Raw genomic sequence first — 13,810 nt, 5'->3', positions numbered from 1 at the left:
TGTAAAGTGAGGTTTGATACCTAAAGATACGGGGGAATAGCATAAAAAAAGCGCTACTGCTATATGAACGGCAGTAGCGCATGTAATGGCGGAAAAAAGTATGTTTAGTGTTCGTTCACGTTGATTGACAGGTTACCTTTTTTGCCTTTGATGGTCAGTTCGTCAGCACTGCCGATCAGGTCAGCGTATTTTTTCAGTACATCGTCTGACTGGCGTACGCCGTTGATGGTTAATACGTCGTCATTCTTTTCGATGCTGAATTCTCCGTCGGCGTTGATGAGTTTATCATCTGCCATACGTTTGATCAGCTTTTTGTATTTATCGGAAAGGGTCTGATCAACTGTTACTTTTGAGTCATCCATGTTTATTTCTTTGATGACGCCATTGCTGTTTTTGATGATGATCTGTTTTTTGATCTGTTGCTGGGACTGCTCGATTTCTTTCTGTGCATTGATGATTTCCTGACGGGTCTTTTCCATCATTTCTTTCATTTCTTTGCTGTTGAGCATCTTCTGAGATTCGTCGATACTTTTCTGTATCGTCTGACGCATCTCGTCGGAGGTAGCCATGGCCAGTGCCAGCTTAGCGCTTTCCATGCTTTTGCGAACCTCTTCCTGTATCATGTCCGGATCTATCTTCACACCCTGCGCTGCTGCTTCTTTCATGCTGCTTCTGATTGACTGGCGCATTTCATCCCAGTCGATGTTTTTTATTGCGTCTGTTGCATCTTTGTTGACCTGTTTCCAGTCAATATTTTTCATGGCCTGTGATACTTCTTTGTTGATCTGATCCCAGTCAATATTCTTCATCGCCTGTTTTACCTCTTTGTTGATCTGATCCCAGTCAACGTTTTTCATGGCATTGGCTACTTCACTATTCATCTTGCTCCAGTCAATGTTTTCCATGGCTTTTTTGGCGGCTTCCATGCTGGTGTTATAGTTTTCCATCAATATCCTGTCACGTTCCTTTTCACGTTCTTCCTTAGTGGCATTAGCAGGAACGGTGTCGGTCAGGATCGTGTTGATATTGGCGGCATGGAACACGATCGGTTGACCAGTAGTTGGTGCCAGGGGAGCCGGTATGATATTGTTGTCAGCGGCTTTCTGCTTGTCAGCCTGTTTTTCTTTACGCGGAGGGTTTAACCAGGCAATGGATACAAGGCCGACGGCGATGATCATGACAGCTAATAACTTTTGCGTATAGTTAATATTTTTAGTTTTCATTTCCATTATGCGTTTGATACGGTGAAATAAATGTTGTTTGTTGTCGGCTGCTGCCATGGCGAGCGAGTTGACTGTTAACCGGTATTCTTCTAACGCGACCAGGGCTTTAGCATAATGCAGCGGCTGTACCTGATTTTTTAGTACAAGATCATCGCAGCAGTGTTCCCTTTCCAGGCGGATGTTTTTAGAGATCCACCATACAAAAGGATTAAAAAACAGAATGGTTTCAACGATTGATTGGAAGATATTCAGTAGATAATCATTGCGTTTGATGTGTGCCAGTTCGTGCAGCAGGATGGCTTCGAGCTGTTCTGCCGTCAGATTGCTGAACATGGCGATTGGTAGCAGGATAACAGGTTTCAGGAAACCTATCATCACGGGTACCTGGATGTACTGCGAGATCAGCAGCTTCACCCTGCGGGGAATACGGAGCTGATTTTTCAGTTTGGTCAGGTGTTTTTCCCATACTTCATCAATGGGGAACACCTGTTTTTTTCTGATCTGTTGCAGCTGAACAAGATCAACTGATAATTTGATGGTCATGACTGCCACGCCGGCCACGTAAATGGCGACCAGTACGGGAAACCACATTTCCAGTGTGGGAAACAGCGTAGTAAGTTGTGACTGACTTTTATAGATGACCGGAACGTCCACAGCGGAAGGCTGTCTGATGCCGGTTTCTATCATGAACTGAGCGGCTGCATGTACCCTTCTCACTCCTTCTATCTGTTGCCAGAGGGTAACGGAAAACCAGGTAAAAATGCCTGCCAGTGAAATGTATGACAGGTTGTATTTTATGCTGGAGCCCGCCTGAGGCCAGAGATACAGTACAAGACGTAAACAGGCAAAAATGAAGAAGGCCTGCCAGAATGAGTGCAGTAGTGCCCAGCCGAAAGCCTGGATCACATCTGCAGTGAAGGGGAGTTGTGCAGTCATGATAGTGGTATTAGATGCGCCAGGAGCGCCGGGTTTACTTTTTCTGTTGTTGCTCTATGTCATTCAGGTACTGTTTGATCTTATCCAGCTCCTCCTGTGAAGAACGGTGATTACCCAGTGCCTGCATCACCAGCTGCGTGGCTGATCCGTTAAACACTGTATCGATCATTTTATTCAGTAACTGTTGCTGTGTACTTTCCTGGGAAATCGCCGCTTCATAGACATGCGTCCTGCTGCTGGTATCCCTTTTGAGCAACCCTTTCTCATGCATGATCTGCATCAGTTTAAGGGTAGTTGTATAACCGGCGTCTTTGCTTTTTTCTAATACCTCATGCACTTCCCTCACAGTACCTGTGCCTTTTTCCCATAATATCCCCAGGATCTCCAGTTCACTTTCTGTAGGCTTGTAATTTTTTGCGGTACTCATTTGTTTTCAATGATTATATGATCTACGAATATCTTCGTAAACAAATGTACGACAAGTTTCGTAATTGCCAAATCCGGAGGGAAGTTTTTTTGAAAAATTAGGGATTATGAGAGCGTGGAGGTGCTTAAATGATTGTAAATGATAGCGTTGGGAGAAGATGATTGCGAATTGCGAATTTTGGGGACTGGTTTGCCCTGGGGGAGTGAGATCCTAATTAAAAAAGGCATGTTGCTCATTTCTGCATGAATCGTTCAGCGAAATGGGCAACAATGCCTTGTAGAAAACATATCGGGAAGCAATGTTAGAACTTACCTGCTTTCAGACCGATATTTAAAGATGGACCGCCTATCTTACCATCTGTAATACCGGCTGTGCTGGAACCGGCGATGTAACGGTAGGATGCTCCGACATCCAGACGCAGGAATTTGGTGATGTTGACTTCCAGATTAGCGAAAGGTTCAGCCACGAAGAAACCACTCTGATCATATACACTGTTGTGATCCCAATCGTCATTTTCCCATCTGTTTTTGTCCCGGCGACCTACACCGCCTCCACCTAATAATGCACCTGCTGTCCAGTGTACCAGTTTGTCTGAATTGTGGATATATTCAGCTACAAAACCGGTGTACCAGAGGTTTACATATTCCTTGTATCCTGCGGTATTCATTGTTGGCGTTTCCACGTTGTTCACCAGTGAGTAAGCACCCGCGCCCAGCATGATCTTACCGTTCAGTAATACACCACCGTAACCGCCTGTCAGCAATCCAAATTTACCATCAATGGGTGTAAATTTGGCTGCAGGCACCCCATATGCCCCTATAGTTGTTTTTTTACCATTTTTTTTCGCAGAAAATAATGTTTCCTGATTGGATTGTGCAAACGTCTGCTGTGCCGCGAGCACCAGGAGTGCTGCCAGAATCTTTTTCATAAAATTGTATTAGTGTTGTTGGGAAGAATGCCGGCTAAGAGACAGGCTCTTAGCCAGCTATTATAATAGTGAGAGATTTACTCTATTGTACGCTCTTTGCTGCTTACTGCGGAAGTACCGAACCAACCGAGGATCCTTGTTTTGCCCCCGCTTGTTTTATTGATAACATTACTCTTTACATTTTCCAGCACCTTTGCAAACAGACCGCCTGAGTTGATCTGCTCATCTACCTGTGTCAGGAAGAAATGGCTCTGATAGGTGAGTGAGCGCAGCTTTACGATCACTTTTTCATTTTTCTGGAAAGGTTTGTCAAAGTCGGTCACCGCTTCCTGTATCGGCAGAATGAAAGAAGAACCATCTTTTACGCTCTGGTCGAAATAACCATCCACAGAGAAAGCATCGCCTACCTTATGCTGCAGATCATTTCTGTAGGAACGCATCCAGTAGTAGTCCACACCGCCTTCGATATCTTTTGCATGGAACTTTGCTACATAACCATCTTCAGAGACAAAGTTTTCTTCTTTCGTCTGGAACTTGTAGGAAATAGAATCGATCACCGTATTTCTTTTGATCGTATCTATCGCTTCAAATACTTCTGTTCCGTATTCCACTTTCAGTCTGTATGCATGTCCTATGATGCCGATGGTTTCATTGTCTCCCGGATCGTAGGTATAACTACCATCTTTAAAAGTGAATGGATACGATTTATTCGCTGTTTCATCGAAGAGGGTGATCACAGCATCTCCAATGATCGGAGAGGGCGTCTGATCTGTATATGGAACTGATTTTGTAAATCTGATCTTCTGTACACCTGGCTCTGTCGTGATCCATGCATCCAGTACCGGATAAGAAGTACCTTTTGCCACATCAATATCCACTACATCCTCGCAGGCTGTAAAAGCGGCTGCTATCACGAGTAATATGCTGAGTCTGATCTTTTTCATCTGTATTGTGTTTTGCGGCTATTTTTAGAATTTGAAGTTATAGGTGATACCAGGGATGATAGAACCTATGATGGAAAGACGAACAGCTTCTTTTTTGGATGGATCGTCTTCGTTCTGTCTGAAGTACACGGTGTAGGCATTTCTGCGGCCGTATACATTGTACAGGGAGAATACCCATTCACCTTTCCAGCGGTGCAGCTGTTTTCCTTTCAGCGTTAATGACATATCCAGACGGTGGAAAGAAGGCAGTCTGTAGTTGTTACGTTTGTCAGTGCTGTTGTAAGGAATATCCCAGTCCTGGAATTCCAGACGGCTGTCAGCAAAAGTGGCTGGTGTTCCTGACGCATATACCCAGTTGGCGGAAAGAGAGGTGCGTTTTGATAACTCGTGTGTAATAACCAGGTTCAGGTTATGTGTACGGTCGTAACGGTTCAGGAACCATTCATCTTTGCTGATACCGGTTGTTTGTCTTTCGGAACGGGACAGTGTATAACTCACCCATCCTGTCGTCTTACCTACTTCTTTTTTCGCCATCAGTTCCAGACCATAAGAGCGGCTGTGTGACTGCAGGAGGTCTGCTTCGATCTGCTGGTTCAGTTCCAGGTTGGCGTTGTCGATATAATCCAGCTGGTTTTCCATGTTCTTATAGAACGCTTCACCAGAGAGTTCAAAAGCGCCGGAAGGTGCATCGTATACATATCCGATAGTGTACTGATCAGCCACCTGTGGTTTAATATTGTTGGTGCTTGGCGTCCAGATATCCAGTGGTGTCGGAGATGCGGTGTTGGACAACTGGTGCATGAACTGTGTAGTGCGTGCATAAGATGCTTTCACGGCATGATTCGGCGTCAGCGCATAACGGGCAGTGATCCTTGGTTCCAGGAAATTGTATGCTTTGATCAGTTCATTAGCGCCATATTCTTTTGTACCGGTCAGTGTTCTGCGGATGCCTGGTGTGGTATCATTGTAGTAGTAAGCGGTTCCTTTACCGAGATATTGGTAGGAAGAAAGACGCACGCCATACTGTACACCGAATTTATCGCTTGGTTTCCACTCGTGATCCAGGTAAGCCGCTGCTTCCAGACCATGCTGCTGTGTCAGTTGTTTTACAGAGGTTTCATCGCCTTCCACACCGGTACCTGTACCTGGTTTGAAGGTGTAATAAAGACCCTGCAGACCGAAGTGTACGCTATTGTGTGTATTGATGTAGTAAGTAAAGGCTGGTTTCACACCATAGTTGATGATGTTGGAGGTCCATTTGTAACGCTGTGAATCTTCTCCTGCGCCTTTCTGACTTTCATTGTTGAAATCCAGGGTATAGTCGTAGTTACTATAGAAGGTGGTCAGGTTCAGGAATGTTTTGTTGGTGAACACATGGTTCCAGCGTACGGTCGCTGTTTTATTTCCCCAGTTCATATTCACCTGTGTACCGAATCCGAATACATCGCGGCCAAGGTAACCACTGGCGAAGAGCGTATTGTTCTTGTTGAGTTTGTAGTTCACCTTTGCGGTCAGATCGTAGAAATTCAGCTTGGTATCTTTCATGTCACCTTTCAGGAAAGGTTTCATGAGGATATCGATATAAGAACGACGGGCAGCAATAATAAAAGATGATTCATCCTTCTTCAGCGGACCTTCTACCGCGACTCTGCTGAATACATTGCTTATACCGCCATTTACGTTGAATTTCTGGTTGTTTCCATCCTTCATGCGTATATCAAGTACAGAAGAGGTACGACCGCCGTATTCAGCCGGAAAACCGCCTTTAATGAGATTGATAGTTTTTACTGCATCCGGGTTGAATACTGAGAAGAACCCGAGCATATGTGTGGAGTTATATACAGGGGCTTCATCCAGCAGGATGAGGTTTTCGTCAGCCGCACCACCGCGTACGTTAAAACCGTTGGCGCCTTCGCCTACCGTATTTACACCCGGCAGTGTCTGGATAGAGCGCAGTACATCAACTTCTCCCATGAAAGTGGGCATCTTTTTCATCTGGGCGATGTCCAGTCTGTTCAGACTTGTTGTTAGTGTATTAACTGCTTTCTCCTGTTTATTACCGGTTACGGTGATGGTGCTTAACTGAGAGCTGGATTTCTCCAGTTTCATATCCAGTGTTTTGTTGGCTTTCAGCGAAACATTCATTTTGATCGTTCCATAACCAATATAAGAGAACTGGATCTCATGATCACCTGCGGGGAGTGTCAGGGAATAGAATCCATATTCATTGGTCACGGTACCCAGGCTGGTGCCTGCTTTTGCTACAGTGATGCCGATAAGGCTTTCACCATTCTGCTGGTCTTTTACATAACCACTGATCGTGTATCGTTGTTGTGCATGTACATAGCTTACCTGCATAAGCAGCAGGCATATGCCCAGCAGCATAAGTAATCTTGTCTTCATATAAGGTACTTGTGTTGTTTAGTAGCGGATAGCTGGCTATAACATTTTTGTTACGCATATATGACGTGGAGTGATGAGATTACCCCTAGAAGTGCCCTTAAATTTTTTTAAAATATATAAATTAATCGAGTAGCTCGCAGCGAAAGCCCATGTTTCCGACAAATTGTATAATGTCGTTTTCGGCCACAGGTAAGGATCCGGGTACAATGCGCATTACTTTATCGCAATCTTCAATGTCGATGGTGCAGTCACTGTCAAACTGGGTACGTATCGCGTTAATTATTGCAAGCTTATCCTGTTGGGTACATATATTTGTACGGAATATTCCGACCACCATGACTATAATTATTGAACGTTATGGAATATTTTTGTGCAAAATTGCAGGTCTTTGTCCGTATAGCTGTTACACGAAAAGGATTAAAATTTATATTTAAAGGATTTTTATGGACATCCAGATCAGAAATGACGCCAGTGAGCTAATCTATAATGACCAGCAGGAGTTTCCGCTGGAAAAGTTGCGTTCTGCCTCCCTGATAGAAGATAAGCAGCGGGTCGATCTGGAATTTGTCGAAGCCGATTTCCAGGAAATATACTTTGACGGGTATCATATAGCTATCGGAGGCGCGAATGTTCATCAGAACCTGCATATCACTGCTACTGAACACATTTCCACTATATCGCTGATGTTTGTGCTGAACGGAGAATTTGAGTCCGGTCCGGGACAGGATGGGGATTATGCTAAACGTAGGTATAAGTCGCTGGAACACAATCTTTTTTATAATCCTACGGATGAAGAAAATATTGATGTGGAGAAACAGCGGGATTTTGAAATGATGGGGCTGAGTTTTTCCAAGGAACGGTTTCTGGAACTGGCGGTGAACAATGGCAGGGTGCTGGAGCAGCTGGCGGATAAAGTAGCAGGGGGGAAGATGATCTACCTGAACAGAAAGAAGAATCCGCCGATCACGACGCGGATGATGATGGTGCTGGAGGAGATCCGTCAGTGTAAATTCAATGGTGGGATCAAGAAGCTTTATTTACAGTCTAAAGTGCTGGAGTTGCTGGCACTGCAATGTGAACAGTATGAGCGGGTGGAGAATGTGCGGAGTACTTCTTTGGGACTGACGCCGTCAGACAGGGAGAAATTGCATTATGCGAGAGAATTGTTACTGAAGAATATACAGCATCCGCCATCTTTGCCTGAGTTGTCCAGGATGGCAGGGTTGAATGAGTTTAAACTGAAGAATGGTTTTCGTCAGTTGTTTGATAATTCGGTGTTTGGTTATCTGAATGACCACCGGATGGAATATGCGAGGAATATGATCACCCGGCAACAGTCTTCTATGACTGAAATTGCGGAAGAACTGGGCTTTTCTTCTGTCCAGCATTTTAGTGTAGCTTTCAAAAAGAAATTTGGGGTGAGTCCTAGTAAGATCAGGGTTGTGTAATAGTTATCCTACGTTCGTGTTTCGTTTTTTAATGAAGGATGAGTGAAAGATGGTTATTGTGTGACTATGGGTGAAGAGGGTGTGGCTGCTTCTGCTGTGGTTTCAGATACCTGGCGGACTGACGCCCGTTTTTAAGATGATGGGGCGGTGGGTGGTAGGCTGTGCGGTGGGAGCTTTGGGGGAGGGTAGCTGGATGCAGGGGACGGGCTAAGGTCCGCGCAGGCATCTGAAACCTCCGCTGTAAGCACCTGATGAGAGGAGAATGAGGTGGTGGTGGGTATTGTGATACTGTTTTGTGATATTGTTTGTGAGGTTATTGGGGGATATAATTAAAAATGGGGACCGGTAATGTACTGGTCCCCATTCTTATATGGGTGGAAATAGGTTTGTTTATCCTATTTCTGTTGTTTGTGCTGTATTACTATTGTGTTTTATTGGTTGTTCGCTAATACGGGTGTTTTAGCGGTTTCCTGTGTCTCTGTCTGTGCCTGTGTATGTGTGTGCGCTACCTGTTCGGTGGGGGTTGCTTTTTTTGCTGCAACGACAGTTGTTTTACCATGGATCTCAGCGAGGGTAGGAGCGATCACCAGGGATACAATGGACATCAGTTTGATCAGGATGTTCATGGATGGACCGGAGGTATCTTTGAACGGATCGCCTACGGTGTCTCCGGTAACGGATGCTTTGTGTGGTTCTGATTTTTTGTAGTAGATCTCTCCTTTGATCTCAACGCCTTTTTCAAATGATTTTTTAGCGTTATCCCAGGCGCCACCGGCATTGTTCTGGAACATACCCATCAGTACACCGCTTACGGTTGCACCGGCGAGGAAGCCGCCCAATACTTCGGGGCCGAAGATGAATCCAACAAGGATAGGGCTGAGGATCGCGATACTACCTGGCAGCATCATCTTTTTAATGGATGCCTGGGTGGAGATCGCCACACATTTATCGTATTCAGGTTTGCCCGTACCTTCCATGATACCTGGAATTTCTTTGAACTGACGGCGTACTTCTTCTACCATGCTCATAGCAGCTTCACCTACTGCGCGGATGGCGAGGGAGGAGAAGATGAAAGGGATCATGGCGCCGATAAAGAGGCCGGCCAGTACGTCGGCATGATAAATATCGATACCACTGATGCGGGCCACGCCTACGAATGCGGCAAAGAGGGCCAGTGCGGTCAGTGCTGCGGAAGCGATCGCAAAGCCTTTTCCGGTAGCGGCAGTGGTGTTACCTACTGCATCGAGGATGTCTGTTTTTTCACGTACTTCTTTTGGCAGTTCGCTCATTTCAGCGATACCACCTGCGTTATCGGCAATAGGGCCGAAAGCGTCAATGGCCAGCTGCATCGCCGTAGTCGCCATCATACCGGCTGCTGCGATAGCAACACCATAGAGACCTGCACAGGCATAAGAACCATAGATACCGGCTGCGAGTACGATGATCGGCAGCAGGGTGGATTCCATACCAACCGCCAGACCAGCAATTACGTTCGTCGCATGACCGGTGGAAGACTGACGGATGATAGACAGCACCGGACGTTTGCCCATTGCGGTATAATATTCCGTGATGATACTCATCAGGGTACCTACTGCCAGACCCACGAAGATGGCGCCTACAACACCGTTTTGTGTGATCGCTTTTACGTTTTCCCTCAGGGCGCCGGTACCATCTTCCACGTAATCACGTTTCAGGTAGATGGCTTCAGCAGGAAGGATATAATATACGAGTGCTGCACTGGCGATCGCTGAAAGCACAATAGAGCCCCAGTTACCCATATTCAGCGCTTTTTGTACCACGCTGGTATTCAGTGCTGCACTTTCTGATATTCTGACAAAGAAGGTGGCTATAATGGAGAATACGATACCAATACCGGCGATCAGCATCGGTAAGATGATAGGAGCAACACCGCCGAAATTATCGTGGGAGGTTACTTCACTGCCTAATACCATGGTAGCGAGCACGGTGGCTACATAAGACCCGAAAAGGTCAGCGCCCATACCGGCTACGTCACCCACGTTATCGCCAACGTTATCGGCAATGGTAGCAGGGTTGCGCGGATCATCCTCCGGGATGCCTGCTTCCACTTTACCTACGAGGTCAGCGCCTACGTCGGCTGCTTTTGTATAGATACCACCACCTACGCGTGCAAACAGGGCGATACTTTCCGCACCCAGCGAGAAGCCCGTCAGTACTTCAATGGTTTTGATCATTTCTTCTGAATTGGCGCTTGCGCCGAAATATGCTCTGAGGAGAATAAAGAGTCCGCCGAGACCTAACACGGCCAGACCGGCTACGCCCATTCCCATCACCGAACCTCCTGTAAAGGATACTTTCAGTGCATTGGACAGACTGGTACGTGCTGCCTGTGCAGTGCGTACGTTTGCCTTGGTTGCTATCTTCATTCCAATGAAACCTGCGGTAGCAGAGAATACGGCGCCGATAACAAAGGCAATGGAGATAATCCAGTCAGAATTGTGGTTTGTGGCGCCCATATAACCGAGGAGGAGAGCGGCAATAATTACAAAGTAAGTAAGGATCTTGTATTCAGCTTTCAAAAATGCCATCGCTCCTTCTGCAATGTGCTGGGCGATTTCTTTCATTTTTTCATTGCCGGCGTCCTGGCGGGATACCCAGGCACTTCGGATAGCAGTAAATAACAAGGCTAGTAATCCAAAACATGGAACGAGGTAAACGATATTCATATACGTGATTTTAACAATTCCTATAAATATAACCTTTTATCGAGTATTTATCATGGGGTTTTGGCGCCGGAAAAAGGGCAAAAAAGGGGTTAACAGGACAGCTGTCTGCGCAGCTCCAGGAAGCTCTTTCCAAGGAACTCAACAATATCTTCCGCTATCATGGCTTCTTCTGAATGTGCTGCTGCGGCGTGGTCGCCGGAGAGTCCGTGCAGCCAGACGCCCATGAGCATCGCATCCCTGGGTGTATAGCCCTGCGCCAGCAGGGAGGTGAGTATTCCGGTGAGTACATCACCGCTGCCGCCGGTAGCCATACCAGGATTACCGGTGGTATTGAACCAGATGGAGCCATCCGGAAATGCCATGGCTGTGTAACGGCCTTTCAGTAGGATGTTCAGTTTTCTTTTAACGGCATTTTCTGAGAGTACTTCAAGTCGTTCCACATCATTGGCCGTTTTACCGAACAGCCTTTCAAATTCCTTCGGATGTGGCGTCAAAAGTGATCCTGCGGGTACTTTATCCAGCATTGCGGGGGAGGATCCTAATATATTCAATGCGTCGGCATCGATGACCATTGGCTGATGAAAGTGCTCCAGTAGTTTTTCGAAGGCCCAGCAGGTACCTGCGGCTGTGCCGAGTCCGGGGCCGATACCTATTGTTTTATATTTAGCGGCGGCTTCTGCATCAGGTAAATGCGTGTGGAAGCTGGAGCTATGGTCTTTCTGTTCGTCAGTAAAACACATGGCGCCGGGGGCGGATATTTGTATGATATCATATCCACATCTGGGTACGTGACAGGAGAGCAGTCCTACGCCTGTACGGAGACAGGCTTTAGCGCTAAGCACGGCGGCGCCCATTTTCCCTTCGCTGCCTGCGATCAGCAGGGCATGACCGAATGTGCCTTTATGGGAGAAGGGTTTCCGGGGACGGTAGATATTCTTTATCTGAAATCCATCCGTAATATGGAAACGGGAGGGCGTCTGCGCAATATAATCGGGTGAAAGATCTATTGGAAGAATGCAGGTCTCTCCTACAAATGTTGCGTTTTCCGGCAGGAGGAAGGCCAGTTTATAGAATTCAAAGCTAAGTGTATGATCTGCCCGGATAACGGTGGTGTGGAGTGAAGAAGCATCTGCCTGCAAACCGGAAGGAATGTCTATAGCGACTACTTCATGCGCTGCCTTCAGGTCATTGATCTGTCCGATCACGGTGGCGGTCCAGCCTTCGACCGGACGACTCAATCCTGTACCCAGTATAGCGTCTACGATAAGGGCGTTCGCATCTGGCTGGGGCAGCAGGCCATTCTCGGGAATATCATGTATAGCCGGCGGATATTGCTGTTGTAACGCATTCCGGTTGGCCGTATGATCGGCAGAGGCTTTGGAACTGTGATGCAGTATGTAAGCATGTGCGTCATAACCACGGTTGCGGAGCAGGCGGGTGATAGCGAGACCGTCGCCACCGTTGTTGCCCAGTCCGCAGAAGACATACACAGGGGTATACTCGCTGTAATGCCGGCAGATCCAGGCAGTGCAGGCGATGGCCGCTTTTTCCATGAGATCCAGGCTGCTGATGGGGGTTTGCCGGATCGTGTAAGCATCTGCTTCGCGAATCTGTTGTGCTGTGAATATTTTCATGGGTTATTATCTGCCGTAAGGCATAGCTTATAAATATAAGCAAAAAAAAACGACCACACCGCACTGCGGTATGGTCGCCTGATATTGGTACTGTAAAGTGAGCGATTAGAAAGTGTATCTAACTGATGCACCACCGATCTCTTCTCCTACGAAGTGAGTACCACCGTTGAAGTTGAAATATGGTTTCAGGTCAGCACTCACCACCAGCGGAATGTTTTTGAATTTGTATTCCAGACCTACGATACCGTCCAGACCAGCGCTTACATAAGTACCGTCGCCATGTCTCCAGTAATTGTCATAGTCGTAATCGCGGCGATCGTAAACACCTACGTGCGCACCACCACCAAAGTACAGGTGAAATTCTGGTTTAGGGAATGGGGCGATATGGTATTCATACAGACCGGTGAAGGTTACGTTCCTTCTGTTGCTTACGTTGGTAGTTACCAGACCTTCAATGGCGTGAGGACCAGTGAAGAAGTGTTTAATGGTTCCACCTACCAGCCATGGGTTAACTCTTAAGCCCACTGCGTTGTCGTAGCCAAAATCTCCGGAGCTGCTGCGTCTCTTTTGTGCATTTGCTGTCACTGCCATCAATGTGATCAAGCCAAATAGTAACACAATTTGTTTCATAATTATAACTGTTTAAAAGAATGCTTAATCAGGTTTTTCCTCTCTTACCTTCCGAAGGTATATCGTACGGATAACGCAAAATCCGTGAGATCGGAAGAGGTGTTGAAGTGAATAGCCGGTTTCCAGTCAAGACTCAGGTTCAACGGCAGCGAAGGGAAGGTGTAATCCATGCCTCCTATGCCATCCACGCCTGCTATAAATTTCATATTCCCATCCGTTTTGCGGGAGCCCAGATGTGCACCACCTCCGATAAACCATCCCAGTCCTGCCGTCGTTTGCGGCGAGAGATCGAAATGGCGTTCATAGAGACCGGTCACAGTAAAAGTCCCGGAATAAACGCCGGCTATACCTTCGACGGCATTGGCATCGCTAAAATAATAACGTGCGGTAGCGCCGAATGGCAGGCCAAGACGTAATCCTAATTGCGGATTACCTTTTGTTTGTGCATTCACTGTTTGAATACACACTCCAAGTAGCAGGGTTATGAACAGACGCTTCATAAATTATTGCATTGCTTTGCAATAACGGTGCC

General features: G+C 46.6%; 10 protein-coding genes. 1 reads left to right on the top strand and 9 read right to left on the bottom strand.

The annotated features are described in order from the left end of the window. Positions 1-104: 104 nt before the first annotated feature. The 5 genes from BMZ72_RS28130 to BMZ72_RS28110 form a co-directional block, all read right to left on the bottom strand. On the bottom strand, positions 105-2,159 hold the full coding sequence (locus BMZ72_RS28130) for a M56 family metallopeptidase (RefSeq protein WP_089813366.1): 2,055 nt from the start codon (positions 2,157-2,159) through the stop codon (positions 105-107). Between the two features lie 34 nt (positions 2,160-2,193). Next, on the bottom strand, positions 2,194-2,586 hold the full coding sequence (locus BMZ72_RS28125) for a BlaI/MecI/CopY family transcriptional regulator (protein ID WP_089813365.1): 393 nt from the start codon (positions 2,584-2,586) through the stop codon (positions 2,194-2,196). A gap of 301 nt (positions 2,587-2,887) precedes the next feature. Further along, the gene (locus BMZ72_RS28120) at positions 2,888-3,514 is read right to left on the bottom strand and encodes a hypothetical protein (protein WP_089813363.1); all 627 of its coding nucleotides are present in this window, start codon (positions 3,512-3,514) and stop codon (positions 2,888-2,890) included. Between the two features lie 77 nt (positions 3,515-3,591). Beyond that, the gene (locus BMZ72_RS28115; RefSeq protein WP_089813361.1) at positions 3,592-4,458 is read right to left on the bottom strand and encodes a DUF4249 domain-containing protein; all 867 of its coding nucleotides are present in this window, start codon (positions 4,456-4,458) and stop codon (positions 3,592-3,594) included. A 24-nt stretch (positions 4,459-4,482) separates the two neighbouring features. Then, the gene (locus BMZ72_RS28110; protein WP_089813360.1) at positions 4,483-6,861 is read right to left on the bottom strand and encodes a TonB-dependent receptor; all 2,379 of its coding nucleotides are present in this window, start codon (positions 6,859-6,861) and stop codon (positions 4,483-4,485) included. A gap of 443 nt (positions 6,862-7,304) precedes the next feature. On the opposite strand from BMZ72_RS28110, the gene BMZ72_RS28100 reads away from it, so the two are divergent. After that, positions 7,305-8,309, top strand: coding sequence for a helix-turn-helix transcriptional regulator (locus tag BMZ72_RS28100; RefSeq protein ID WP_089813356.1), 1,005 nt, complete (start codon positions 7,305-7,307; stop codon positions 8,307-8,309). Positions 8,310-8,740: 431 nt separating this feature from the next. Here BMZ72_RS28100 and BMZ72_RS28095 read toward each other — a convergent pair whose 3' ends face one another. From BMZ72_RS28095 to BMZ72_RS28080, 4 genes are all read right to left on the bottom strand, one after another. Beyond that, a complete protein-coding gene (locus tag BMZ72_RS28095) occupies positions 8,741-11,014 on the bottom strand; it encodes a sodium-translocating pyrophosphatase (protein WP_089813354.1) in 2,274 nt (757 codons plus the stop codon). An 89-nt stretch (positions 11,015-11,103) separates the two neighbouring features. Beyond that, complete coding sequence (locus BMZ72_RS28090) at positions 11,104-12,648, bottom strand: NAD(P)H-hydrate dehydratase (protein WP_089813351.1); 1,545 nt, start codon at positions 12,646-12,648, stop codon at positions 11,104-11,106. A gap of 105 nt (positions 12,649-12,753) precedes the next feature. Then, complete coding sequence (locus BMZ72_RS28085) at positions 12,754-13,278, bottom strand: hypothetical protein (RefSeq protein WP_089813349.1); 525 nt, start codon at positions 13,276-13,278, stop codon at positions 12,754-12,756. Positions 13,279-13,322: 44 nt separating this feature from the next. Continuing rightward, the gene (locus tag BMZ72_RS28080; RefSeq protein ID WP_089813348.1) at positions 13,323-13,778 is read right to left on the bottom strand and encodes a hypothetical protein; all 456 of its coding nucleotides are present in this window, start codon (positions 13,776-13,778) and stop codon (positions 13,323-13,325) included. Positions 13,779-13,810: the final 32 nt, after the last annotated feature.

Origin of the sequence: Chitinophaga sp. YR627, from assembly GCF_900114995.1 — a bacterium.
GTDB lineage: Bacteria > Bacteroidota > Bacteroidia > Chitinophagales > Chitinophagaceae > Chitinophaga.
This window is presented reverse-complemented; position numbering and strand designations above follow the sequence as displayed.